This is a genomic window from Alteromonas mediterranea DE (assembly GCF_000020585.3).
Taxonomy (GTDB): domain Bacteria; phylum Pseudomonadota; class Gammaproteobacteria; order Enterobacterales; family Alteromonadaceae; genus Alteromonas; species Alteromonas mediterranea.
Genome location: NC_011138.3, coordinates 1,573,654 through 1,597,507, shown reverse-complemented (window position 1 = coordinate 1,597,507; position 23,854 = coordinate 1,573,654). Strand labels below are relative to the sequence as shown.

General features: G+C 45.4%; 18 protein-coding genes. 11 read left to right on the top strand and 7 right to left on the bottom strand.

Annotation, left to right across the window (positions count from 1 at the left end; all coding sequences use genetic code 11):
- Positions 1–164 precede the first annotated feature (164 nt).
- On the top strand, positions 165–3,185 hold the full coding sequence (locus MADE_RS07185; protein ID WP_012517893.1) for a sodium:solute symporter family transporter: 3,021 nt from the start codon (positions 165–167) through the stop codon (positions 3,183–3,185).
- Here MADE_RS07185 and MADE_RS20185 read toward each other — a convergent pair.
- Positions 3,182–4,713, bottom strand: a protein-coding gene (locus MADE_RS20185) for an IS3 family transposase (protein WP_414631214.1) whose coding sequence is annotated in 2 segments (ribosomal slippage) — positions 3,182–4,251 and positions 4,251–4,713 — 1,533 coding nt in all. Because the reading frame shifts where the segments join, the coding sequence is not laid out codon by codon here. The genes MADE_RS07185 and MADE_RS20185 overlap by 4 nt on opposite strands.
- An 84-nt stretch (positions 4,714–4,797) precedes the next feature.
- Here MADE_RS20185 and MADE_RS07170 point away from each other — a divergent pair.
- Complete coding sequence (locus tag MADE_RS07170; RefSeq protein ID WP_012517890.1) at positions 4,798–5,169, top strand: response regulator; 372 nt, start codon at positions 4,798–4,800, stop codon at positions 5,167–5,169.
- A 40-nt stretch (positions 5,170–5,209) separates the two neighbouring features.
- Here MADE_RS07170 and MADE_RS07165 read toward each other — a convergent pair whose 3' ends face one another.
- On the bottom strand, positions 5,210–5,878 hold the full coding sequence (locus tag MADE_RS07165; RefSeq protein WP_012517889.1) for a response regulator transcription factor: 669 nt from the start codon (positions 5,876–5,878) through the stop codon (positions 5,210–5,212).
- Between the two features lie 200 nt (positions 5,879–6,078).
- Positions 6,079–8,457: a TonB-dependent receptor gene (locus tag MADE_RS07160; protein WP_012517888.1), complete on the bottom strand. Its 2,379-nt coding sequence runs from the start codon at positions 8,455–8,457 to the stop codon at positions 6,079–6,081.
- Positions 8,458–8,771: 314 nt separating this feature from the next.
- Between MADE_RS07160 and MADE_RS07155 the strand changes: the two genes are divergently transcribed.
- From MADE_RS07155 to MADE_RS07140, 4 genes are all read left to right on the top strand, one after another.
- Positions 8,772–10,067, top strand: coding sequence for a GntP family permease (locus MADE_RS07155; RefSeq protein ID WP_012517887.1), 1,296 nt, complete (start codon positions 8,772–8,774; stop codon positions 10,065–10,067).
- Between the two features lie 64 nt (positions 10,068–10,131).
- Complete coding sequence (locus MADE_RS07150) at positions 10,132–11,565, top strand: E22 family MetX-like putative esterase (protein ID WP_012517886.1); 1,434 nt, start codon at positions 10,132–10,134, stop codon at positions 11,563–11,565.
- Positions 11,562–12,623, top strand: a complete 1,062-nt coding sequence (locus MADE_RS07145) for an extracellular catalytic domain type 2 short-chain-length polyhydroxyalkanoate depolymerase (protein WP_012517885.1) — start codon at positions 11,562–11,564, stop codon at positions 12,621–12,623. The genes MADE_RS07150 and MADE_RS07145 overlap by 4 nt, the downstream gene beginning before the upstream one ends.
- A complete protein-coding gene (locus MADE_RS07140; RefSeq protein WP_012517884.1) occupies positions 12,616–13,383 on the top strand; it encodes a 3-hydroxybutyrate dehydrogenase in 768 nt (255 codons plus the stop codon). The genes MADE_RS07145 and MADE_RS07140 overlap by 8 nt, the downstream gene beginning before the upstream one ends.
- A gap of 120 nt (positions 13,384–13,503) precedes the next feature.
- Here MADE_RS07140 and MADE_RS07135 read toward each other — a convergent pair whose 3' ends face one another.
- Entirely contained in the window at positions 13,504–14,664 is a 1,161-nt protein-coding gene (locus tag MADE_RS07135; RefSeq protein ID WP_012517883.1) for an iron-containing alcohol dehydrogenase, read from the bottom strand.
- 336 nt (positions 14,665–15,000) lie between these two features.
- Between MADE_RS07135 and nadK the strand changes: the two genes are divergently transcribed.
- The 5 genes from nadK (at position 15,001) to tmpT (ending at position 19,879) form a co-directional block, all read left to right on the top strand.
- Positions 15,001–15,876: an NAD(+) kinase gene (nadK, locus tag MADE_RS07130; RefSeq protein WP_012517882.1), complete on the top strand. Its 876-nt coding sequence runs from the start codon at positions 15,001–15,003 to the stop codon at positions 15,874–15,876.
- A 255-nt stretch (positions 15,877–16,131) separates the two neighbouring features.
- Entirely contained in the window at positions 16,132–16,641 is a 510-nt protein-coding gene (gene dps / locus MADE_RS07125) for a DNA starvation/stationary phase protection protein Dps (protein ID WP_012517881.1), read from the top strand.
- 308 nt (positions 16,642–16,949) lie between these two features.
- On the top strand, positions 16,950–18,635 hold the full coding sequence (gene recN, locus MADE_RS07120; RefSeq protein WP_012517880.1) for a DNA repair protein RecN: 1,686 nt from the start codon (positions 16,950–16,952) through the stop codon (positions 18,633–18,635).
- 124 nt (positions 18,636–18,759) lie between these two features.
- A complete protein-coding gene (locus MADE_RS07115) occupies positions 18,760–19,116 on the top strand; it encodes an outer membrane protein assembly factor BamE (RefSeq protein ID WP_012517879.1) in 357 nt (118 codons plus the stop codon).
- Between the two features lie 109 nt (positions 19,117–19,225).
- Complete coding sequence (tmpT, locus tag MADE_RS07110) at positions 19,226–19,879, top strand: thiopurine S-methyltransferase (protein WP_012517878.1); 654 nt, start codon at positions 19,226–19,228, stop codon at positions 19,877–19,879.
- Positions 19,880–20,044: 165 nt separating this feature from the next.
- Here tmpT and MADE_RS07105 read toward each other — a convergent pair whose 3' ends face one another.
- Genes MADE_RS07105 through MADE_RS07095 form a run of 3 tightly spaced genes read right to left on the bottom strand, consistent with a single transcriptional unit; the run spans position 20,045 to position 23,785 of the window.
- A complete protein-coding gene (locus tag MADE_RS07105) occupies positions 20,045–21,355 on the bottom strand; it encodes an HlyD family type I secretion periplasmic adaptor subunit (RefSeq protein WP_012517877.1) in 1,311 nt (436 codons plus the stop codon).
- 2 nt (positions 21,356–21,357) lie between these two features.
- Positions 21,358–23,040, bottom strand: a complete 1,683-nt coding sequence (locus tag MADE_RS07100; RefSeq protein ID WP_232363107.1) for a type I secretion system permease/ATPase — start codon at positions 23,038–23,040, stop codon at positions 21,358–21,360.
- A gap of 43 nt (positions 23,041–23,083) precedes the next feature.
- The gene (locus tag MADE_RS07095) at positions 23,084–23,785 is read right to left on the bottom strand and encodes a hypothetical protein (protein WP_012517875.1); all 702 of its coding nucleotides are present in this window, start codon (positions 23,783–23,785) and stop codon (positions 23,084–23,086) included.
- Positions 23,786–23,854 lie beyond the last annotated feature (69 nt).

Below are 23,854 nucleotides of genomic sequence, written 5' to 3'. Positions count from 1 at the left end.
AGGTGATCAAGGGTATCCACAATATTTTTGTGGGTGATTTTTAAAAAATCGTGGGAGATGCGCCATATGTAAAGAACATGTTATTGTAAGTTCTTATAAACTGTACAGTCGCGAGTTTTGAAAATGCGTGCAACTACACGGACGAGCTATCACACGGGCTACCAATGCTAAGTATATGGACGGTTGGCACTATCGTTGGTTTTTACCTTCTCGCGCTTTTTGCTTTGGCATTTTGGGGCGACAGGCATTTACGCGATAACCGGCAGCACCCTGTTCTCTATAGCCTTGGTTTAGGTGTGCACTGTACCTCTTGGGCGTTTTTCGGCACTACATCGCAAGCGGCACAATACGGCTGGGCAGTTATCCCTACGTATTTGGGTATTACGTTGACCATGGCATTTGCCTTTCCCGTAATACTTCACATAAGTAGACTATGCCAGCAACACAACATCAGCTCGCTGGCTGACCTCATATCATTGAAGTACCAACACTCTCATTTAATTGCCGCTCTTATCACTTTACTGTGTTTTTTTGGTGTTGTGCCCTATATAGCACTTCAGCTAGACGCTATTACAAAGTCTATTAATTTACTCACTGGTGAGCCCCAAACCACCACACCTTGGTTAAGCATTTATGTGGCCGGTTTGCTCGCCATATTTGCTATAACCTTCGGCACGCGTACGCTGAATTTAACTGATAAGCACCCCGGTTTGCTGCTTACTATAGCATTTGAGTCAATTATTAAGCTTGTCGCCCTGTGGGCTGTGGGTATTTTTGTTTGCTTCTTTTTATTCGATGGCGCATTAGATTTAATATCTAACGCCGCATCCAATGACAGTGCTAGAGACGTCATTTATGCCGATAGCGCGCCATGGGTCTATTTATCACATGTAGCCCTTGGTGTTTGCTCTATGTTTGTACTGCCACGCCAATTCCATATGAACTTTGTTGAGCAGAACGGTGAGGGAGAGCTTAGAACAGCAAGGTGGCTATTTCCCCTCTATTTATTTGGAATGACCCTTTTTATTATTCCTATTGCACTTGCAGGAAAAATGCTGCTGCCGGTGGGTACAAGCTCTGATGCGTACGTGCTTGCCCTGCCTTTACATACTGAAAATATCGCGCTGTCGTCCTTTGCTTTCATAGGCGGTCTTTCTGCCACCACCAGCATGGTGATTGTTGCAACTCTAGCCATGGGCATAATGATATCAAACAATGTTGTTACGCCGCTGTGGCTGAAAGCCCGGTTAAAAACGTCTCCAAACCAGTCAATGCAACCAAGTAAGATCCTTTCTATACGTCGTATTACCGTAGTAGTCGTTCTTAGCATTGCGCTCTGGTATCACCTTAATATAAGTCAGGCCGCGCCCTTAGTTAAAAGTGGTGTAATTGCCATTGCGCTGTTAGCACAGTGCATGCCCGTGTTAATGTTCGGAATCTATTGGCGGCGTAGCAGCAAAGCCGCTGCTGTATCCGCTTTATTAGTGGGTTCTACGTGCTGGGCGATATTTCTACTCTACCCCAGCCTGCTTTCTAGCTACTATTTTAACCCTGCTCCAACCGACCAAGCGCTTGGGCTAGGATTTGCCTTCTCGTTACTGGCTAATTGCATTACATTTGTTGTTGTGGCGTTCATTTCTTCGCGACACGGGACAAACGAAACCGACACGACACTGCAAAGCAATTCGCCCCCCAATTTACTCGTTAAAGTGCGTGACTTAATGGCGTTAACGGAACGGGTACTCGAAAGCGCCACCCATTCCCAGCTTGTAAAGCAACTTACGATTGATGTTGAGCGTGCATCAAGCAGCGGCTATGCCAGTCAGGCCCTTATCGATAGGGTGAATAAATTGCTTGCCGCCCAAGTGGGAGCGCCCAGTGCTCGAATATTACTAGGCGCTATCGCGGATACTGGTAGAGCTGCCTTGCCGGAGTTAGTTGACTGGGTAGAAGAAGCAACACAGTCTTTTCAATTCAATCACGAGGTACTTCAATCATCGGTACAAAATATTGAACAGGGAATCAGTGTAGTTGATGACAAGCTCCAATTACTGGCATGGAATGATAGATACGTAGAGCTTTTTGCTTACCCTAAAGGCTTTTTAAAAGCAGGTATGCCGATTACCGATATACTGAGTTACAACGCTAAGCGGGGCTTGTTCAACCCCTCCTCCATTGATAAACGGGTGAGCTATATGCGTGAGGGTACCCGCCACAAGCATATCCGCAAGCAGCCTGATGGAAAAGTGATAGAGCTAAACGGTGCGCCCCTTCCTGGTGGCGGCTACGTGACTACCTATAGCGATATCACTGAATACATGGCAATTCAAAAAGAATTAGAAAGTGCAAAAGAAGATCTGGAGGAAAGAGTTGCTCAACGCACTGCAGAACTAGAGGAAGCTAAGCTTCAGGCTGATAAAGCCAACGAAAGCAAAACCAAGTTTTTGGCGGCAGCTGGCCACGATCTCATGCAGCCTTTTAACGCCGCCACATTATTTGCCAGCATGCTGAGCAAAAAAACGCAAGGTAGCGAACTGGCTACGCTGTCTGAAGGCGTGGTGAATTCGCTAGATAACGCTCAGAGCTTACTTTCTATGTTGCTGGATATGACAAAATTAGATGCTGGCGTTCTCATACCGCAAAAGACTGAATTTGCCATCGATGAGATGCTATCTTCGTTGGTACAAGAGTTCAGTGTTATTGCAAAGCAAAAAGGGGTTACGCTGAGGTATGTACAAACGAATGTCTTGGTGTATTCAGACAAAAACTTGCTGCGACGTGTGCTGCAAAACTTATTGTCCAACGCGGTTCGCTATACCCCTAAAGGCAGCATTTTAGTGGGCGTTAGGCGCATACAAACTGCAAATACCGAGAAAAAAATAAAGCTTTGTGTTTACGATACCGGTTTAGGTATTGCTGCACACCAACAGCATGAAATTTTTAGTGAGTTCCACCAGCTGGATAACAACAAAGGTGAAGGGATTGGATTAGGCTTAACTATTGTAGAGAAAATTTGTCGATTACTCGGCCATCAAGTAGGGCTAACCTCATTACCGGGAAAAGGTAGCTGTTTTAGTGTTACAGCAACACGCATAATGCATACGAGTGGTAATTCAAAACAAGTGCTGAAAACGGAAAGCTATAACAACGGCGTTTTTCAAGGTAGTTGTCGCCTGAGCTGTTAAGCTGCTTCTTTTTTATTCTCCGGATTTAGCTCTACGCTTCCGATCTTATCCCAGTTTCTGGTTTCACCAGACCAACGACTTGGATTTCTCACTTTTGCCTCGGCATATAACTCAGTGCGCTTTGCCAGTATCTGTTGGTCTTCACCTTTGTGTCGCTGCTCTGGGGTAACGAATCTTATGCGGCTATGGCGATGTTCGGTGTTATACCAGCGGACAAAATCTCGCACCCAGGCTCGCGCTTCCTCCAGCGACTTAAAGCCTTCACTCGGCCATCTATGGCAGTATTTGACTGTGCGGAACAGAGATTCTGAGTAAGGGTTGTCATTACTGACACCGGGACGGCTACGTGAGCCGATAACGCCCATTTCAATCATCTTAGCTTGCATGGTCAGGCTCTTCATCGGACTGCCATTATCAGAATGTAAGATTATCTCGTCATTCACGCATTTCTCAGACCATAGCGTGCGTTCCAAGAGGTTAGCGGCATGATCACCAGACTCGCAATCATACACTTCCCATCCCACAACTTTACGGCTAAAAATATCCATTATCATGTACAGATAAAAGAACCGACCAATGACCGTAGAGGGGCAGTACGATATATCCCAGGTCCACACTTCACAGGGTCCCGTAGCCGTAAATCCATCAGGTTTTGCCTGTGTACCTTTGGGTTTTGCTTTGCCTCTGTGGCTAAGCTGATTATTGGCTTTCAATATACGGTAAAAGCTGGATTCCGAACCCAGATAAACTCCCTCATCGGCCAACATGGGCACAATCTGACTGGGCGGCAGACTGGCAAACCGCTCTTCATTGCAGATATCCAAAATGGCTTGTTGTTCTATCTCAGTTAGCTTATTTGCAGGCGTCGGCCTGCTCGCCTCCGGGCGCTTATCTGCACAAATTCCATCCGCGTCCCGCCATCGTTGTAACGTGCGCAGGGATAAGCCGATGATGCCACAGGCTTTGTGCTTTCTGGCCCCCGCACTAACGGCTTCATCAATCAGTGAAATATAGTATTGCCTATCTGAGAACGTGGTTAGTTGTCCTCGTCTTCCCCCCAGTAGGCATTTAACTTTTTTCTAAGCACCAGAAGCGCAGCAGTTTCGGCTAACGCTGCGTCTTTGCGTTTTAACTCTCTTTCCAGCTCTTTAATGCGTTTCTTATCCGCTTTACGTTCCTGGGCCTGCTGTTTACGCTTATCCGCCTCGGATTGATTACCGGAGATACAGCTATGTTTCCATTGCTGGATTTGCTCCGGGAAAAGGCCCTTTTTCCGGCAGTATTCACTTACCTCAACTTCCGACATGGCAGCAGTCTCTATCACCGCAGAAAACTTCTGCTCTGCGGTCCAATTCTCTGGCGTATTACTTTTAGTCAAACTGAAATCGGCCTCTGTATACTTGTCCCGCCAACCATACAACGTAGACAGGCTAATACCTTCTCTTTGCGCAAACTGGCGTAATGATAAACCGCTTTCAATCAACTTACTAACCACTGCCTTTTTATGTTCTTCTGGATAATGTCTCACTCATGCCTAACTTCCGCACCCTGTCTAATACTATGAAAAACTGAGGCGACAACTATCCTGACACAGGGGGACAAAGAACTGTTTTTGGAAAACAAACGTTTCCTATTGGTAGAAAACGATGAGCAAGTCGCGAATGCAATGTGTGCTCTCCTTGCCGATTGGGGAGCAAATACAACCCTAATCACCAGTGGCACCGAGGCCCATAATGTTTCCCACCAGCACTTTGACGTACTTATTGCTGACTACCACTTAAACTATGGAGAAAACGGCTTTGATGTAGCGGCGATATTATCTGAAGAAAACGTGAGTTTCGCATTGAAGATATTGGTCACCGCTAATAGAAGCAACGAAATAAGAGAGAAAGCAGCAGCATCGCAATTTAGCTACCTACCTAAGCCTTTAAAGCCAGCGGCGCTAAAGCGCCTGCTTAAACAAACATTACCTCATCACCATTGACACTTCGGCAGTCCGAATTCGCAGGATAAATAAGCCAAACCTAATTTAAGTGCATTGCATTTTTGAACGCAATACCCGCCTTGGTTCTGTTGATAACACCAAGTTTTCTTAATACGGCTGACACATGTTGTTTAACGGTAGATTCGGAAATAGCCAGTTCGTAAGCAATCTGCTTGTTGAGCAAGCCATCTGACACCATTCTTAACACTTTAAGTTGATGAGGTGTGAGTTGTTTCAACCTAGCGGTGAAATCACCTTGGTCGGATACACTACTCGCATTAGAGGCAGCAGAGTTTTGTTGCGAATCCGAAGGCACCTGAACTGTTGGGGGTATCCAAGTTTCCCCATCCAATACGGTATTTACTGCATCAATAATACACTCAACCGAGGCCGATTTAGGTATAAAACCACTTGCACCTAATGCAAAAGACTTTGCCATGACGTCTGCCTCTTCTTGTGCGGTAATGACGATTACAAGCACATCAGGGTATAGCGCATGTACTTGTGCAAGGCCATTTAACCCTTCATTGCCTGGCATGGTAAGATCTAAGAAAAGCAGGTCTATGTCTTGAAAGTCTTCAAGATAAGAAAGGGTATCGGGGAATGTGGATGTTTCTACAAGCTCGAGGTGCTCCACGCTGGTTAGTGCATGACACATAGCAGCCCTGAACAAAGGATGATCGTCAGCAATCAAAATTTTTACGGACATAATGCTATCAACTTGTAACTACCTTGTTAATCAACATACTATCACGCCGGTCTCAAAAGGTTAATGCTTTAGCGTAACTAGTTACACAACACCTTCAACGCCCAACATTCTCGCAGGTACCAATCGCGTAAAAGTGAACACGCCTAAGCAGAAAAGCTTAGGCGTCATGAACGTCGCTAAGTTTATTTAAGCTATATAGTTTAGAATCGATAACCTACCGTAAGGTGAACTGTACGTGGGTCACCGTAATAACCGATAAGTGTAGTATCGCCACCAAGGCCCGGACCAAAGTTACCATCATCGTCTTGCGTGACAAAGTCATAACCACCAACCAGATACTCTTCATCGGTCAGGTTTTTGACGTGTAGTCCAGCATACCAGTCGCCTTCAACGCTTTCCCAGCGCGCGCTTAAATTCACCATACCGTAAGCATCTTGTTGAATAAGATCGCTGGTTTCAAAGATAAGGTAATCATCGCGATAGTAATAGTTGGCGTTAAACGTAATGTCGCCAAAAGTGGTTTCCAGCAGGTAATTGGCGTTTAAGTTGAACGTGTTTTCTGGCGTACTTGCTAAGCCAATGAGTGGTGGGATAGCATTATTTTTCTTAATCTCGAAGTCGATATAGCCGTAGGCCACATCAAACTGCAGGTTATCGGTTGCTACCCACGTCATCTCAAGCTCAGCGCCTTTCGCTGCGGTTTCTGCTGCGTTGCGCAAGCGCTGGTCAAGGGCCGTTGGGTCAGATAAATCACCTTCTATACCGATATATTGACGGTCTTTATGGTCGTAAGAAAATAGCGTTAGATTCATGCGAAGCGCGTCGCTTAAATCGCTTTTTACACCCACTTCGAAGCTATCTACAACTTCAGGTTCTACACCAGGCTCATTGGTTTGAGCTCGAGGGTTAAAGGTGCCTGATTTGAAGCCTTGTGAATAGCTAGCGAAGAACATGGTATCGCGGTTCATTTGATATTCCACACCCACTCGCGGGGTAAAGCGAGACCAACTCTCTACTGCTGGCGCATCTAGAATATCGTCACCATCGGTGTCTGTCCCGAGCACTTGGGGAACAAGTTGCCCATCGGGCCTTACATAGCCATCAATCCAGTCAGTTGACGGGTAAACATTCGCATACACCAAATCGTTGTTCACAAACGCCGACTTTTCTTCATCGGTATAGCGTGCACCTAACGACAAAGATACTTTATCGCTAATGTCATAGTTCATTTGCGCATACGCAGCCCAGCTTTCTGAGTTATTGCAGCCGGTAACTTCACGGGTCAAGCCGGTGGCTCCTAACACTTGCCCTAGCACACCTAAAATCGCATCGAAGTTTCCGCAGCTTTCACCGTCGTAAAAGTACAATCCCGAAACAACGCTAAAAGTATCACCCATATAGTTTGCTTGAAGCTCATGGGTATCATTACTGTCGTCGTATTCTGCAGGAACGTCAAATATGGGCAACGGCGTATTGTCAAAGTCAATATTGGTTGGTGAATAACTCTCTCTGTGCGAACCAATATATTTAAGCTCTAAATTATCATTCACTTGGTATCGCGCCAGCCAGTTATAGCCTTCTAGCTCGACTTTATTCCACGTAGGTAAGCTGGTGTAAGAATCGAAGACTGAATCAGGCACAGGCGCATCCGTTAAAATACTTGGAATTAAGCGATAGCCCCCTTTCGCATTTGACGTATCTTCGGTTTTATCCCAGCCAATGCGGAAGAATAAATCTTCACTTGGGTGCACCTCAAGCGTTACACGGGCTGCCCAAAGGTCTTTGTTATAGTTTTCTTTGTCTTGATTGGGCAACGCGCTTACCAGATATTCGCCAAAGCCGTCGCGGTTTAGGTTGGCATAACCCACGCCTAGATACACCGTGTCTTCAATCAATGGTATTTGTCCGGTCACTTTAATATCCCGCTGACTGTAGCTACCTACCGTAGCTTCAACGTTCATTTGCGTATCGCCGGTCATTTCTTTAGTTACATATTTTACCGCTCCACCGATGGTATTTTTGCCGTACAGCGTGCCCTGTGGGCCGCGCAAAACCTCAATGCGTTGCACATCCAAAAGATCAAGTACCGCACCTTGGGGGCGCGCAATGTAGACATCATCAACATAAATACCTACGCCTGGCTCGTAGCCCCACAGCGGGTCTTGCTGACCTAACCCACGAATAAATGCCGTAAGCGTTGAGTTAGTACCACGGCTCGTTTGTAGCGTAGTGTTGGGGGAGAACTGCTGCACTTCAGTCAGCACGCTAATGCCTTTTTCGCCAAGTTCAACCGCACCAATAGACGTAATGGCTACCGGCGTCTCCTGCAGCGACTCTACAGTTTTTCGTGCGGTAACTTCAATGCGTTCTAGCTTTCCTTTTTGCTCTTCGGCGTCGGTATTAGTTTGGCTATCCTGAGCAAATACCGGCGCTGAGCTTAGTACACTTGCCACCGCGAGGGCGCATAAACTGCGCATGGGGTGTTTTACTGAAGGTCTTTTTTGTTCTTCTGTTGTAACAGTGGCTGAATATGGTTGGTAGGGTGATACCAAGCTATTTGTGTGTGCTGATTTAGACATAGTGAGTCCTTGTTGTTCTAAGTTTTAGAGCCTAATGGTCTTTGCTGTACTTCAAAACTTCAAAGATCAATAAGCTCACGTCACTGTCGGATGTATTGCCTACGGTCAAAATCACTTTAGTTAATTAATTGTTAATAGTATGTAGTACCATCGTACTATGGGATTTTGGGAAAAGTAACGTCAAACTTTATGTCTGTTATGCATGCTTTTTATCTGATTTGCATACATTTTGTAGTTTTGGGTGTGCGCAAATCTTTAATCGACTTAACTGTTTCGGATCATCTGCGGTCACAGATTTTTAAGGAATAATAACTATGTTAAGTATGATTGGCTTGGTAGGGGGGCTGTTGTTGCTTATTGTGTTAACAATACGCGGAATGAACCTCTTTATTGCTGCACCACTGTGTGCGCTAGTGGTAGCTCTTACCAATAACATTGGCGTGTTCACAGGCGATGTGAACTTTGTTGAAACCTATATGGGCGGCTTTTCAGGCTTTATCGCTTCTTGGTTTTTTATGTTTTTACTTGGCGCGTTATTCGGTAAATTCATGGAAGACACCGGAGCTGCTGACGCCGTCTCTCGTTGGATCATTACAAAAATTGGCTACAAACGTGCTGTGCTAGCGGTAGTGCTGGCTTGCGCCATTTTAACCTATGGCGGTGTTAGCGTATTTGTCGTGGCGTTTTCGGTTTACCCTATGGCGGTAAGCTTGTTTAAAGATGCTAATTTACCGCGAAGGTTTATCCCTGCCGCTATGGCCTTTGGTTCAGTAACCTTTACCATGACCTCTGCAGGTTCACCTGAAATCCAAAACTGGATCCCCATTAAGTATTTAGGTACATCGCCTTTCGCGGCTTGGGAGGTCAGCCTGATCGTTGCGATATTTATGGCGTGTTTTGGCTACTGGTGGCTGGCTAAAATGATTAGAAAAGCCGTGAACAATGGTGAGGTTTTTGAATCAAGAGCCAGCGACCCACAAGTACGTGAACGGGAATTACCCCACCCGCTCACCGGTATTGTGCCGTTAGTGGTGGTGCTAGTCATTTCATTTTTATTCCATGAAGAGCTTGCTCAACTGGCACTTATCCTTGCGTTAGGCGGCGGCGTGCTGTGTTTGTTGGCAATAAACTTCAAGTACTTTCATAGCTTGCCTGTTGCTATCAATGCGGGTACGACAGGGGCATTAATTGCCATAGGTAACACCGCTGCCGTTGTGGGTTTTGGTTCGATTGCTAAAAACACCGAAGCGTTTCAAACGACCGTTGCGCTTATGACCCAAATTCCCGGTAACGAACTGATTGGTGCCGCCATTGCCATAAGCGTTATTGCGGGGTTAACCGGCAGCGCCTCCGGCGGACAAGCCATCGCCCTTCCCTTAGTAGCGCCCCACTATTTAGACCAAGGCGTAGAGCCCGACCAGCTGCACAGAATCGTGTCAATATCATCAGGTGCATTGGACTCTCTACCCCACAACGGTTATGTGGTAACAACCATTCGCGCTATTTGTAACGAAACCCATCAGGCGGCGTACTGGGCAGTGGGTGCGCTAACCGTAGTGGTGCCGGTCATTGGTCTTGCCATGGCCATTGGCCTATTTAGCCTAATATAAGTGGTTTTTCACATAACGCAGAATTTACCGTGTTCACGACGCCAGTTAAAAAGGCATATTTAATATGAACAGAAAACCCAAGCAGGAATTTGTATTTCATTGCTTAATAGACGTAAGCAGAAGAGTAACCGGTGGGCGCTTGCGCCCCTTGTTTAACGCGAATTACCGTATGTTACCAACTAAAAAGCGGAACGCGCGTATTAACATTCGTTCTAATAAAGTGATAGGCCTAATCGCCTCCCTTTTACTCGTATTTAATAGCCAAGTATTCGCTGAAACAAAGACAAGTTCCGCTTCCCTTACTGAAAACACTTCGAGCAACGGGTCATCAGACTCTGTTGTTTCAGGTACGTCAAACGCCCCGCCCATGATTGTGGAAAAGCAGGTATTTGAGATGCCTCAATATACGACGTTCGGTGGTAGAAACATTAAAAGCGTAAAAGTAGGCTGGGAGGCATACGGAAAGTTAAACGCTGCAAAGACCAACGTTATTCTTATTACCCATTACTTTTCAGGCTCCTCTCATGCGGCAGGGAAATATCACATCAACGATGCTTCTCCCGGCTATTGGGATAGCGTAATAGGGCCAGGAAAGGCCATTGACACCGAGCGCTTTTACGTCATTAGTGTAGATACGCTGGCTAATTTAAATGCTTACGACCCTCATGTAATCACTACCGGCCCGGCGTCAATTAACCATGACACTGGAAAACCCTATGGATTAGATTTCCCTGTAGTGACAATACGAGACTTCGTAAATGTACAAAAAGCCCTGCTTGAAAGCTTAGGCATTCGCAAACTCTACGCGGTTGTTGGGCCTTCGATGGGGTCGATGCAGGCTATCGAGTGGGCTAGTGCCTACCCTGACTGGGTGGAACGCATGATTTCTGTTATCGGCGCAGGTCAAAGTGATGCGTGGACTACCGCAGCTCTTGAACACTGGGCTACGCCTATTAAATTGGACAGAAATTGGAGTAAAGGCAATTACACACAAGAGCATGCACCGCTTGACGGCTTGGTGGGATCCCTAATGTTAATTACCCAAAATGCCCTTACCCCTGCTTTTTTCAACGAACACGGCAGCATGCTAGGATTTAAAAATGTTGAGTCTGGGCCGCTTAGCAATATCCACCAATCTCATAGTATTGTGAATTGGCTGCGCGAGCGGGCACAATCAAGAGCGAAAACCATGGACGCCAACCACCTTCTATATTTGGTGCGCGCTTGCCAGCTTTTTGTTGCAGGCCATCAAGACAACATGAAGCAAGGGCTTTCAGCTATAAAGGCTAAAACCCTGTTTATACCCGCCCAAACTGATTTGCTTCTTATGCCTTATTTATCGCAAAGTGCACACCATGGCTTAACCTCTTTGGGTAACAACAGCAGCTTAACAACCTTAGACGGTAAATTAGGACACTTAGAAGGGGTGGCCAATATTTCAGCCCAGGCCCTCGCAATTCAACAATTTTTAGAAAATGATAAGGCAGCAATGCAATGAAAAAACTCAATTATTCTTTACGTCGAGCTCTGTCTGTATCTTTGCTGTCTGCAGGCTCACTAACGTTAAGTACCCTTGCCGGGGCGCAAGACAACCTGCCCAACCTCTCTCTCGACCTAAAACATGTGACCGTCTCGGGGCTTTCTTCAGGTGGCTATATGGCAACCCAATTTCAGTTGGCGCACAGCGACTGGGTAAAAGGTGTGGGCGTTATTGCTGGCGGCCCTTATTACTGTGCGCAAGGCGACATTACCACTGCCCTTGCACAGTGCGTAAATAAAGTAGAGGGCGAAATCAGCCTTAACGCGCTGAATAAAAAAGCAAAGCAATACGAAGCAGAAGGTAAAATCGCCTCGCTTAATAATATGAAAGACGCAAAAGTCTGGCTTTTTCACGGTACGCAAGACACCAGAGTCATTGCACAAGTCAGCGACTTACTGTTTGAACAATACAAACAGTGGACAGACACTCAAAATATTACCTACATCAATGACAAGCCCATGGCGCACCTTTTTCCAACAAAAGACAAAGGCGTGAACTGTATGAAGTCTGAGAGCCCGTTTATTGGAAATTGTGACTATGATGCAGCGGGTGCTATGCTTTCTCATCTCGTTGAAGGTGTCTCTGCGCCAGATGAAACACTATCAGGGGCGCTACATTCGATAAATCAGCAGAAAATAGCCAAAAGCGATGCTAAGACGTTGGCGAGTGAAGGCTTTGTTTACGTGCCTGAAAGCTGTGCTAAAGGCGAAACCTGTAGAGCTCACATTAGCTTTCACGGCTGTAATCAATATGCAGATGCCGTGGGCGATGCTTACACCATGCAAACTGGCCTTAACGCGTGGGCAGACGATAACAACATTGTGGTGCTTTACCCACAAACTAAAAAGTCTTTGTTTATGCCACTAAACCCACAGGGCTGTTGGGACTGGTGGGGCTACGCTTCAAGCGATTACGCGAATAGAGATGGCGCGCAAGTTCGCGCAGTAAAAGCAATGCTGTTTTCACTCAATAGCGACACGCCAACTGTTGAGACTCCAGGAGGTACGAATGAATAGACGCACAGTATTTATTACAGGCGGTGCAAGCGGTATTGGTTTGGGGATTGCGGAAGCGATGATGAAACAGGGTCACCATGTGATCATCGCTGACATCAATGAACAGGCCGCGAAAGAAGCAGTAATTAAACTTGCGCATTTAGAGGGTTCGGCCAGTGCGGTGGCTGTTGATGTGTGTGACGCACAACAAGTCGCAGCTTTGCCAGAAGTACTGGGCAAACACACTGTAGATGTACTGATTAATAACGCGGGAATTCAGCACGTTTCTCGCATTGAAGATTTTCCAGCGGATAAATGGCAGCAGCTGATTAATATTATGCTGGTAGGCCCCGCCCTTCTGACTCAAGCATTTTTACCGGCAATGCGCGAGCAAAACTACGGCCGCATTATTAATGTTGGCTCAATCCATTCTTTGGTGGCCTCGCCTTACAAGTCTGCCTACGTGGCAGCCAAACACGGGCTGTTGGGCTTTTCAAAAACCATTGCCCTTGAAACCGGTGACTGTGATATCACTATCAATACCCTTTGCCCGGCCTACGTAAAAACACCGCTTGTCGAGCAGCAAGTTGCCGCACAGGCTAAAGAGAATAATTTGACCGAAGAAGAGGTGATAACAAAAATCATGTTAGAGCCCATGCCTAAAAAGCAATTTGTGAGTGTTGAAGAGCTTGCTGATACCGCAAGTTTTTTGATGTCGCCTAGCGCGCGTAATATAACCGGGCAAACTATGGTGCTAGATGGAGGTTGGACCGCGAGATAAAAAGGCAGCAAAGTGAGCGGCCCTATTAAGCTGAGCTAATCCCTAAGGGGCAACCAAAGCCTGATTTCGATACTGTAACGGGCTCAGGCCTTTTATTTTCATAGCGTATTGAACAGTCCACTACTCCCAAAGCGATACGTAAATGGCAACCATTTCCTCAATCGTGGGAACTCTCGGGTTATTGTTAGGTGAGCCGGACGCCAACGCCTGTTCAGCCATGGTTGAGGCTAAGGCAAAAAAGGCTTCTTTATCGATGCCAAAGTCAGCGGGCGTAGGCACCTGTAAGTCTGCGTTAAGCATCTTTAGCTCGTTGATCAGTTTTTGATTTGCCATATCATCTGAATCACCTTGCGTAGCTATCCCCATCGCGCGAGCGCATTGAGCATAACGTACTGGTGCACTGGGAATAGAAAATGCGGTAACCGCGGGTAACAACATAGCATTAGACAACCCATGAGGCACATGAAACGCCGCGCCAATAGGGCGACTCATACCGTGCACTAAGGCCACCGATGCATTTGAAAACGCAATACCGGCAAGCGTTGCTCCGAGCATCATCGACTCTTTAGCGGCGTCATTTGAAGGGTCGGCAAACACAGTGCGCAAGTTAGGTGCAATTAGTGCCATTGCAGAGAGTGCCTGTGCGTCACTGTAGAGGTTTGCTTTGCGGCTGACAAAAGCTTCTATTGCGTGTGTGAGCGCATCAATACCGGTATCAGCGGTAACCCGGGCCGGTAAACTCTGCGTTAGTGTATAATCTACCAATGCTGCAATAGGCATAAAGCCCAAACCTACGCACAACATTTTTTCGGTAGTGTCTTCGTCAGTAATAATAGTGAAACGAGTCACTTCCGAGCCCGTTCCGGCGGTAGTAGGTATAGCAATAATAGGTATCCCTGCTTCATCGACGACACGCGGAAACTTGTAGTCTTTCATTTGACCGCCATGCTTCCCGAGTATGGCAATAGCCTTCGCGCTATCGATTGGGCTGCCTCCTCCCAATGCGATAATACAATCGTAAGGTTGAGTATTGAAAGCATCAACGCCTCTGGAAATTGACGCTACCGTCGGCTCAGGGACAGTATCTGAAAACACATCAACCGTTATCCCAGCGGTTTCCAAGATATTCACGATGGCCGCGCTATAACCTAACTCGACCATTACCTTGTCGGTAACCAGTAACGGATTTCGGCAATTAAGCCCTTTCACAGTATCAGCAACACGCTCACTTGCCCCTTTCCCTATGTGCATCACCCTTGGCAGAATAATTTGATGAGACATTGTTCCCTCGCATTGATAGTCTTTATTTAAGCTGTGCCTTATTTAAAAATAAATAAGGCAAATGGATACGGCGGCTCTCGTGCCTGCGCTCACGCCCTTCTCTCAAAAACGTTAAGCCAGCATACCTAGCGCTGCGCTCAAAGCAATGGGAATGTAAAATTATTGTTACCCACCTTGAACTGGTAGCAAACGTCTACACCAACAGCGGCAATACACTACACAGGCTAAATGCGATAAAAATGTTCGAGAGCGCATTGGCTATCGCTTTACACTTTTCTTTTGTAAAACACTTGTGCTAATGTCCAACGATTGGAAATGAAAGGACATTAGCATTCCATGCCCTATCAAACCGTTGCTTTAATTGGAAAACCTCAACACGCTGCCACCCACGACACTTTGAATAGTCTTGCCGACTATTTGCTGGCCAAAGGGTGCAAACTGCTTGTAGAAGAAAGTATTGCTGAAGAGCTTGAAACTGAAAATCTAAAAAGTTGTAACCTAGTCACCATTGGCAAAGAGGCCGATCTTGCGGTTGTTGTTGGTGGCGATGGCAGTATGCTTGGCGCCGCTCGCGTTCTCGCCCGCTTTGATATTCATGTGGTGGGCGTGAATCGCGGTAATTTAGGTTTTTTAACTGACATACATCCTGATGAAATTACGCAGCAGTTAGACCTCATATTCCATGGTGAGTGCGTTGTTGAAGAACGCTTCTTACTTGAAGTTGAAGTTTACCGTCACGAAAAGTTAAAAAGTAACAACTCAGCAGTGAACGAAGTGGTGCTTCACCACGGGAAAGTTGCTCACATGATGGAGTTTGAAATTTATATTGATGAGCAGTTTGTATTTAGTCAGCGCAGTGACGGCCTAATCGTCGCCACGCCAACGGGCTCTACCGCTTACTCACTCTCGGCAGGCGGCCCGATAATAATGCCAACGCTCGATGCACTTACTTTAGTGCCCATGTTCCCTCATACATTGAGCAGCCGCCCTATCGTTGTTGATGCCGACAGCCAAGTATCAATGAAAGTGTCTAAAGTGAACAGCGACTCTCTTCAAGTGAGCTGTGATAGCCATATAGTACTCCCCGTACTACCGGGTGATGAAATTCGCATTAATAAAAGCGCAGATAAGCTTCATCTTGTTCATCCAAAAGGTTATAGCTATTTCAACGTGCTGCGCAAAAAATTAGGCTGGGGAAGTAAGCTTTATTAAACAAACACGCTGTTGACGAAGCGATTTCCTGCATTTCTTACACTAGCCTGTAGCATTTTCTCAAGCGCTACAGGCTTGAAAAATAAAGATTTTTTAATCTTCCGCAAAATCTTCTTTTAAATCCGTCGCTTAGCTTATCAAAGATATTCGGCACACCTGTTGCAACTCCAATTACAAGCTGTCGGCGTTAAGCAAAAATGCCTTGCCGCGTTTTAAAACCGTCGCCGATATTTATATTTAGTAATAGGAGATATCATGAGTAATACCAATATCAAATTTACAGCCCCAGGAATGGATAACGATGCCGCTGCCAAAACAATTAAGGTATTGGATCAACGATTGGTCGCGTTATTAGATTTACAGCTCACACTTAAACATATTCACTGGAACGTGGTAGGGCCAAACTTTATCGGTGTACATGAAATGCTCGACCCCCAAGTTGACGCGGTGCGTGAAATGACAGACACCATAGCCGAGCGTATCGCAACATTAGGCGGAGTGCCTAAAGGCACGCCTAAAGCAATTGTAGAGGGACGCAGTTGGCAAGATTATGAACTAGGTAAAGGCCTAGTACTAGATCACCTGAAAGCGCTGGATGCTGTATACGACGGTGTAAATGGCGACCACAGAAAGGCATTGGAACTCCTAGGTGAGATTGATCCAGTGTCTGAAGATATGATTACTGGTCAGCTTGCCGATCTTGAGCAGTTCCAATGGTTTGTTCGCGCTCACATTGAATCAGGTAGCGGTGAATTACAGCAGTAATTCGCGCTTTGTTAATAGCTTTTGTTAAAGGGCTATACGACTGACAACCATTTATGGTGGCCATAGTAAAGGAGAGCTAACGCTCTCCTTTTTACTGTATAAAAAACCTTTCCTCTATTTTTCTCATTTCACGTTACACATAACCCCAATTTTATCGAATAATTATATCCAATTGTTTTTATTGAAAATAATAAACTTTTAGTTACTAATTCATAAAATTTACTGCGACTTACCTTTACAGCACCAAATACTGTATATATTATCAGTTACTGTATATATCATCATGTTCAACTTTTTCGAGTGTGGTTATGTTAGCGCATCTTTCTATTTCAAATTTTGCAGTTGTTAAGCAGTTATCGGTTCATCTTGAAAACGGCCTTACCGCCATTACCGGTGAAACCGGAGCAGGTAAATCTATTGCTATTGACGCCCTGAGTTTATGCTTAGGCGAGCGAGCAGACGCCAATGCGGTGCGTAAAGGCAGCACCAAAGCTGAAATCATTGCTCACTTTTCACTTAACGGTAATGTGGCAGCTAAAACGTTTCTTGACGAGCACGAATTAACGTCTGACGAAGATGAAAACAGCTGTTTTATTCGGCGGGTCATCTCTAAAGAAGGTCGCTCGAAAGCATTCATTAATGGTGTTCCAGCATCGTTGCAGCAATTGAAAGGGCTGGGGCAGTTCTTGCTCGCCATTCATGGGCAAAATACCCACCTGCAGCTGTTAAAAGAAGATCATCAAAGAGAGCTAGTGGACAGCTACGCTCAACACGATGATATTTTAGATAATGTGAAGGACGCGTACTCACAGTGGCGAGATAAACAACGTACGCTAAAAACACTTCAAGACCAAGCTCAACAGCGTGAAGACCGTCTTCAACTTCTTACCTACCAAGTACGTGAACTAGACGAGTTTGCTATTGAAGAAGGCGAATTTGAAGAGCTAGAAACAGAACACAAACGATTGAGCAATGGTCAAAGCTTACTAGAGCAAGCGCAAACCAGTGTTTATAACTTGTATGAAAACGATGAAGGTAATGCCCTTTCGGTTATTCAAAGCAGCATTGAACGTTTAGGTGAGTTAGAAACGCACGACGCTAGCCTAACGCCCATTATTGCACTTTTAAATGACGCCTCAATTCAAATAGAGGAAGCGGCAGGTGAGCTACGCAGTTACTGCGACCACCTAGAAATTGACCCATTGCGACTGCAGCAAGTAGAGGCGCGTTACGCAAAAGCGATGGATTTAGCACGTAAACATAGTGTTATGCCAGAAGCCCTTTACAAGCACCATCAAGAGCTAACCACAGAGTTTACATCACTTTCAGAACAAGACACATTGCTAGGCACTCTCGAAGGTGAAGTTGCCACGGCCCGCGAAGATTACTTACAGACAACTAAAGGCCTTTCTGAAAGCAGACAACAAGCAGCCATTAAATTAGGCCAAGATATAGAAGCGCAAATTCGTCAAATGAATATGCCTCATGCAAAAGTAGATATTCAAATTCAATACGACGAATTCAAAAAACCTGTTAGCACAGGTTTAGATACCGTTGAATTTAAAGTCTCGACCAACCCTGGTCAGGACGCCGACAAACTTGAAAAAGTCGTCTCTGGCGGTGAGCTTTCGCGCATAGGGTTAGCGATTCAAGTTATCGCGAGCGACCATAATGCTACTCCCACAATGATTTTTGACGAAGTCGATACGGGAATTAGCGGCCCTACCGCCTCTATTGTTGGTGGGCTTTTACGCAAGCTGGGTAAGCAGTCACAAGTTATGTGCGTAACCCATTTGCCTCAGGTGGCAGCTCAAGCTCACAATCAGCTGTTTGTAACGAAATTGACCGATGGCGAAAGTACAGAAACGCAGATGCTGGCGTTAACAAAGCAAGATAGAATCGATGAACTCGCGCGGTTATTAGCAGGTGATAAAATCACTAAATCAGCCTTAGCTAATGCAAAAGAGCTGCTTAAAAGCGCTATATCGAACTAAAATGCAGTTGATTGGTCATAGTTGTCAATGTAGCATGCCTTCGCGCTTGCAATAAAACAGTCTCGAATTTCGCTACAGCGACGTTCGCTGGCACTAACAAAGGCAATACTGGACAAATTAACGAATGAAGTTGCAACACCTATTAGTAATTCTCGGCATCACACTAACATCAACCGCTTGCTCGAACTGGATTTATAGAATCGACGTTCCTCAAGGCAACTTTCTCGACCAAAGAGACGTTGAAAAGCTTCGGGTTGGCATGACAAAAGAGCAAGTCATTTATGTATTAGGTAATCCTGTCGTTCAAGACTCATTCGACGATGATACTTGGTACTACGTTTACGATATGAAGCGCGGCATGAAAAAGCGCGGCGAAGATTTTCAAAAACAAATGGTGATAAATTTCGTAGATAATAAAGTCACCACAGTTGAAGGTGACTTTGAACTCTCCGAAGATTTCAATACCCCACTTGATAACTAAGTAACGTGAAGAAGGTAGCGCTCTCCCGCTACCTTTTCTGTTTTTACTTACTCTAAAAGTGACATTTATTTTATAGGGTAGTTAGCGGTTTAACATAAGCGAGTTTTGCATGGAACATAGTTTTTGGCACAGTAAATGGCAAAAAAATGAGATTGGATTTCATGAACCAGAAGGCAATGCGCTTTTGGTAAAACATGCTCACGTGCTGCTTAGCGGTGGCGAGCAATCGTCTCACCCTATACGCATATTTGTTCCCTTATGCGGTAAAACTCGCGATATTGCTTGGTTACTCTCTCAAGGAGTAGAAGTCGTCGGTGCAGAACTTAGCGAAGTTGCAATCACGCAGCTGTTTGAAGAGCTAGGCGCTGCACCTACTGTGGCTGAAACCGAACATGGAAAAGTTTACGCTAAAGACGGCTTGACTGTGTTTGTTGGTGACATTTTCAAGCTTTCAGCAAAGGATGTAGGCAACATTTCAGGCGTTTACGACCGAGCTGCATTAGTCGCACTGCCCAGTCAGCTGCGTGCGCAATACGCTTCGCATTTAATGGAAATTACGCACAAAGCGCCTCAACTTATTATTTCTTTTGAGTACAATCAGGATGAGCTCGCTGGGCCGCCATTTAGTGTAAATGAACACACAGTAGCGTCGCTTTACGCTGATAGTTACGTAATCAATCGCTTAGAGCGCTCAGTTTTAGAGGGTGGTTTAAAAGGCAAGGTAGACGCAGAAAACCTTGTCTTCGAACTCGTCGCTAAATAGCACTATAAAAGGCGTTCTTAGTTCATGTTTATTGATTATGTTTTTTAGCTAGATTTCTGCTCTGGCCACTACCTTTTGCTTTATATAGTTGTCATCACCTCGAATCTGTGAATACCTTGTATTTTATTAAGCATAAGCAAAGGCGCGGTATTTTCGAAGCGATGATTATTTTTCACGCCAAGCTCGATCAATAGTGTCGGACAGAGGTTGCAGTAAGTACTCTAATGCCGTCCGCTCGCCTGTTTGCACAAAAACCTCTGCAGGCATTCCTGGAATAAGCTGTTCAGTTGGCAGTTTAGCTAGCTCTTCAGCGGCGATACTTACTCGAATGATAAAAAAGTTCATACCAGAGCGTTCGTCTAAAATACTGTCTGCTGAAACATACATCAGTTTACCTGTTAGTTCGGGTGTTATCCGTTGCTGTAACCCAGAGAGTTTCACCCGTGCGTTCTGACCAAACCGTAAGTCGTCAACATCCGTAGGCAATACTTGGCCTTCTACTATAAGCGCATCGTTATCTGGCACAATCTCCATAAGCAATTGCCCGGGTACAACGACGCCTCCTAATGTATGGACATTTAGCCCTACAATTAAACCGTCGACAGGGGCTTTAACGACCATTTGTTGCAGGTGGTGCGTTGCAGCGTTTGCGCGCTCTTGCAAATCAATAATCTCAGATTCAACGTCTTGCAGTTCAGCTAGCACCTGCTCATGGAAACTGCGCTTCACTCGGATAAGCTCTAAGCGCTTTTCATCAATACTCGCTTTCGCACTGGCAATGGACGAAACAAGTTCGCCTGCCCTACCCTCTAGTTGGGCCAAATTCCTTTCTAGCTCAAGCAGACGCTCATTTCCTACTAACCCTCTAGCTTTTAGGTTTCTAAGATTTACCAGTTCGTCCTTACTTATTTCTATTTGGGTTTGAGTAGAGGCTTGTTGACTTTCAAACCCCAATATTTGTGATTTGAGGTTTTCAATTTGTTGATGCAGAATTTCTTGTTGGGATACTTGCACAGAACGCCGAATCGAAAATAAGGATTGCTGAGCGTCAATCAGGCTATTTTTATCTTCATGCTCTCTATGCAAAAACCGCGTGAAATCGGGCTGGTCAGTATTGTCTCTCTCCGCTTGTAAACGACTACGTTTCAACTCTGCTGTGAACAGTGCCCCCGCGACAATTCCTAATGAAGACTTGGCTTGAACGGGATCTAAAATTACCAATGTATCGCCCTTTTTCACTCTCTGTCCGTCAGAAACTATTATTTCGTTAACAATGCCTCCGTCAAGGTGTTGAATTTGTTTACGGTTGGAGTCTACTTTCAGTTGACCTACTGCGATAATAGCACTGGCCAGTTTCGCTGAAGACGCCCAAACCGTAGCTCCTACAATAAATATCAGTAAGATAGTCAAGCCGGATACAATGGGCCCCTTAAGTGAGGTCTTTATTTTAGGTAAATCGTCGTTAGCTACATTCATTTTTAGGTACCTGTTTTTTGAACCGCAGGCCTGACGAGTTTAGCCATTATTTCATTGGTGGGGCCAAAAGCAGCGAGCGAACCGTTTTGCATGACTAATAACTTATCCGTTAAGTTCATGAGAGCTGGGCGATGCCCTATCACTAGCACTGTGGCGCCATGTTCCTTCAGCGCTTTTATCGCAGCAGCGACGGTACGTTCTGCCTCTGCGTCTAAAGAAGACGTCGGCTCATCAAGTAGAATGAGCTCGGGCAAACCAAAAACTGCCCGCGCCAGCGCTATTCTCTGCCTTTGCCCACCAGACAAAGCGTCATCAAAGTTATCAGCAGCGAAGTTATAGCCATTATCCAAGCCAAGGATCATTTCATGTACACCAGCAAGCTGCGCTGCTTGCATGATTTCATTTGGATCTGCATCGGTGAAACGGCTGATGTTCTCCGCGATTGTTCCAGGAAAAAGCTCCACACTTTGCGGTAAGTAACCAATATGAGGCCCTAGTAATTTTCTGTCCCACTGGGCGTATGTCGCGCCATCAAGGCGAATATCACCATGGGTAGGCTCATAAAGCCCTAAAAGCAATTTACCTAAGGTACTTTTACCCGCTGCATTGGGCCCTGTTATTCCAATGACCTCACCCGGATTTATGGTTAAACTTACATCTCTTATCAGCGGTTTTTCACTGTTCGGAAACTGAAAGATAGCGTTTTGAACGGTTAACTTGCCTTTTGGCTCTGGCAACGGTAGCGGTTCAGTCAAGGGGGGTAAACTACCTTGATATTCTAGTAATCGTTCCCTCGCATCACGGGCAGCAATGACTAAGCGCCACCCACTTATTGATGCTTCAATAGGTGCTAGCCCTCTTCCCATTACAATTGAGGCTGCAATCATCACTCCAGGCGAAGATTCTTGCTCTATCACAAGGAATGCCCCCATTCCTAAAATGCCTACTTGAAGCGCAAATCTCAGGCCTTTCGATATTGCCGAAATGCCGCTACTACGGGAATTGGCAAGGCTTCCAAAACTCAAGCTTTTTAAATGTGGAATATCCCATTTAGCAAGAATATGGCTGCTCATCCCCATTGCATAAACTGCATTTCGGTTCTTCCCACAAACATCCGTATAGCGATGTGCTTGGCTAGATGCATTTTGACTGTCTTTTTGGGCGATGCGGGTCATCTTCTCGCCTAAAAGCGCCAGGCTAAAAAGTACAATAGCGCCTGCCAGCGCGATATGTCCTAGCATTGGGTGGAGTATATAGATTAACGCTAGATAAAGCGGTGTAAACGGTGCGTCCATTATTGCGGTGAGTGCCGGTGATGAAAGAAAACTGCGCACGGTGTCTACATCACGTAGTGGCTGGCTATGCCCTCCCTGTTCAATAATGTTTTTAAACAAGTAACCGCTCACTGTTTTATCGAAAGCGTTACCTAAACGAGCGAGTAAGATCCCGCGAACAATATCTAAAGTGGCCAACACAATCAGTGCAACCAAAGCAAAAATTGTAAGGAAAAGTAGAGTGGCATGACTGCCTGAAACCAATACTCGATCATAGACCTGCAGCATGTACAGGGGGGAGACCAGCATCAACAGGTTAATGGCTAAACTAAACAGAAAAACATAGAGGAGCGCTGACTTAATGTTAGCCAACGCTTTATTCACAGGCATCAATCCATTGCCATTATTCATAGTCACTGTCCGTAATGTTCAAGGCGTGCTTAAATTTAGAGGCTTACACTCTTCTTCGAACAAGCATCAATATCAAACCTAATGACAGAATTGACAGCGCTGAGGGTGCGCTAGCCTGGACAACTGGCTCAAACTCTATTTGAAATGCCAAATCAACATTCAACCCACTCAAATTTACTGCTCCATTTGAGGAGGATGGATTCAGCGCCATCCCGGGTACACCACGGGCATTTAATGTCGCGGCATTGGCCCAACCAAAAGCCAAACCGTTATTATTTATTAAATCGGCTCCAATATTGAGGAAATAGTCACCTGGCCCTAAATCGAAATTAACCAGTTCAATTTCATGCAGAAACATTCCGGTAACCCCAGAAACAGCCTCTTTTGTGAAAGTCTCACCAATACCAGAATCTCCTGTCGCACTAAATAGTGGCGAGTTATGGTCAAAGCCAGGTTCATTTTTAAAAAGCCTAAGTGAAATGGAGTCACTTGCAAAACCTACGACCGCATTTTCGATAGACCAAAATGTAATCTTGGTAATAGAGGAGGTTTGTGATAAAGAGAATTCTTCTAATAGTGACGGGGCACCAAACAATGTATCCGCAACAGAAGCGGTAGCTGCAGCCGTAGTAGAATTATCGGGGGCGTTAGTAATCAACGCAGCGTTTGCTTTTGAAGTAACTAAACTTAGCATACATAGCAGTATTGACAACGCTAATCCATACTTTGAAAACAAATGTTTCATATATCTTCCTTAATCTCGGTGTTATTTGCTATCTAACTAACAAACTATAAGTCTACATACAAAACGTTA

Bases quoted from the DNA above. Each gene is read 5' to 3' on its own strand.
- MADE_RS07185 (WP_012517893.1), top strand. From the start codon at position 165: ATGCTAAGTATATGGACGGTTGGCACTATCGTTGGTTTTTACCTTCTC.
- MADE_RS07165 (WP_012517889.1), bottom strand. From the start codon at position 5,878: ATGTCCGTAAAAATTTTGATTGCTGACGATCATCCTTTGTTCAGGGCT.
- MADE_RS07160 (WP_012517888.1), bottom strand. From the start codon at position 8,457: ATGTCTAAATCAGCACACACAAATAGCTTGGTATCACCCTACCAACCA.
- MADE_RS07155 (WP_012517887.1), top strand. From the start codon at position 8,772: ATGTTAAGTATGATTGGCTTGGTAGGGGGGCTGTTGTTGCTTATTGTG.
- MADE_RS07150 (WP_012517886.1), top strand. From the start codon at position 10,132: ATGAACAGAAAACCCAAGCAGGAATTTGTATTTCATTGCTTAATAGAC.
- MADE_RS07145 (WP_012517885.1), top strand. From the start codon at position 11,562: ATGAAAAAACTCAATTATTCTTTACGTCGAGCTCTGTCTGTATCTTTG.
- MADE_RS07140 (WP_012517884.1), top strand. From the start codon at position 12,616: ATGAATAGACGCACAGTATTTATTACAGGCGGTGCAAGCGGTATTGGT.
- MADE_RS07135 (WP_012517883.1), bottom strand. From the start codon at position 14,664: ATGTCTCATCAAATTATTCTGCCAAGGGTGATGCACATAGGGAAAGGG.
- nadK (WP_012517882.1), top strand. From the start codon at position 15,001: ATGCCCTATCAAACCGTTGCTTTAATTGGAAAACCTCAACACGCTGCC.
- dps (WP_012517881.1), top strand. From the start codon at position 16,132: ATGAGTAATACCAATATCAAATTTACAGCCCCAGGAATGGATAACGAT.
- recN (WP_012517880.1), top strand. From the start codon at position 16,950: ATGTTAGCGCATCTTTCTATTTCAAATTTTGCAGTTGTTAAGCAGTTA.
- MADE_RS07115 (WP_012517879.1), top strand. From the start codon at position 18,760: ATGAAGTTGCAACACCTATTAGTAATTCTCGGCATCACACTAACATCA.
- tmpT (WP_012517878.1), top strand. From the start codon at position 19,226: ATGGAACATAGTTTTTGGCACAGTAAATGGCAAAAAAATGAGATTGGA.
- MADE_RS07105 (WP_012517877.1), bottom strand. From the start codon at position 21,355: ATGAATGTAGCTAACGACGATTTACCTAAAATAAAGACCTCACTTAAG.
- MADE_RS07100 (WP_232363107.1), bottom strand. From the start codon at position 23,040: ATGAATAATGGCAATGGATTGATGCCTGTGAATAAAGCGTTGGCTAAC.
- MADE_RS07095 (WP_012517875.1), bottom strand. From the start codon at position 23,785: ATGAAACATTTGTTTTCAAAGTATGGATTAGCGTTGTCAATACTGCTA.